General features: G+C 39.3%; 2 protein-coding genes. Both read right to left on the bottom strand.

Annotation, left to right across the window (positions count from 1 at the left end):
* Nucleotides 1–30: 30 nt before the first annotated feature.
* Nucleotides 31–702, bottom strand: a complete 672-nt coding sequence (locus JEM65_RS21150) for a hypothetical protein (protein ID WP_368856075.1) — start codon at nucleotides 700–702, stop codon at nucleotides 31–33.
* Nucleotides 666–1,346: a beta-N-acetylglucosaminidase domain-containing protein gene (locus tag JEM65_RS21145; RefSeq protein ID WP_439953521.1), complete on the bottom strand. Its 681-nt coding sequence runs from the start codon at nucleotides 1,344–1,346 to the stop codon at nucleotides 666–668. Before JEM65_RS21145 ends, JEM65_RS21150 begins: the two co-directional genes overlap by 37 nt.
* Between the last annotated feature and the right edge of the window lie 16 nt (nucleotides 1,347–1,362).

Genomic DNA, 1,362 nt, shown 5'->3' with positions numbered 1-1,362 from the left:
TTAAAACTTTGGATTTCAAATTCAAGTGGTTTATTTTACGATGATCTTAAGGTTCTCAATTCTACCTTCAAGAGTGTGTTTAGCTGTATTGGTAATACGAATAAATTTTACCGTTTGATTTGCCGAAGCTTGTACCGCTTCTTTATCTTCTTTTGTGTCAATCAGTTTCCAGTCAGTACCGTCCGTTGACACTTCCAATTTTAAATTAGCATAGACGGAAGCAGGCGTCAATTTGTATGAAATTCTTTCTACGCGTATTGGTTCTTGTAATTCAAATCCGAAATACCCCTTAGGTTCCAAGCGAATCACTTCCAATGGCGGATTTAACGCTAAGGTTCTTTCACGTAATGTTACTTGTTGGTTTTGAAGTTGCGCCACGTTGGTGTATAATTTGTGCGGATTGTAATTTGCTTCTACTTCAAGTGCTTTATCAAATGTGCTGTTGTAGGAATTGGTCAAATATGCAAAACTCTTATCAATAAAAGGTTGCACCACCAAACTTCCGGTCACAACGCCTGGCTGGTAAGGGTTTTGGTTTTCGTTGCGGTCTATCTCATACATTTGTGCTTTGATCGCATTTAACGCTTGATAACTTCTTTCAAAATCACCAGTTTGTTTTGCCTGTAAGGCGGTGTGCATGTTTAAAAGTGTAAGTGCGGACTGTCCTAAAAGTTGGAANNAATTTTTTGCCCAGCTTCCAATTGTTTCAAAAAAGCTTCGGTTGTTGGTGCAAATTTTACCGATTCATCGCGTCTGTAACGGTGGCCATTCGGACCTAAATCGCTGTTATGACGCGCAAACACTTCTAAGGCATTGTAACTTTCTGGCATCACAACTTTCATCGCATCCGACCAATTTTTCTCTGAATCGTATGCAGACATATTCCAAGTATAATCTCCAACACCGTAAATGGCAATTTTAGAAGCTTCGGCATGTTCCATCGGATTGGAAACAAAACCTGAAATCATACTGGCAATATCTTTTCCGTTGCCATAAGTTGGCCCCATAAGCAGATGGTTTCTTACATAATCTGAAACGGGGAAGTTCCACCAGATAAAAGCTTTACGCTGAATTTGATTATTGATCCAGGTCATAGTCTCTTCATTAATATCAGAAACCACACTATTACCTGTCCACATAATTCGGATAGATGGATCTAATTCCTTGCCTAAGGTTGCTAAATAGCCGCCTTCTACATTGGCCCAGCCCTTATTATATTCCGTAGGGCACATGATCAATGGCTTGACATCCTTTTTTACAATTACGAATTTGTTGTGTAAGAAATTTAATAATTCCGCTTGTTGCGTCGGATTGGTGCCTTCTCCTGAAATATCATCGAAAAACACGGCGTAAGAACGAATC

This window comes from Gelidibacter salicanalis (assembly GCF_016469035.1).
GTDB classification, from domain to species: Bacteria; Bacteroidota; Bacteroidia; order Flavobacteriales; family Flavobacteriaceae; genus Gelidibacter; species Gelidibacter salicanalis_A.
Note: the sequence above shows the minus strand (reverse complement) of the source record. Positions and strands in the feature narration are given on the sequence as shown.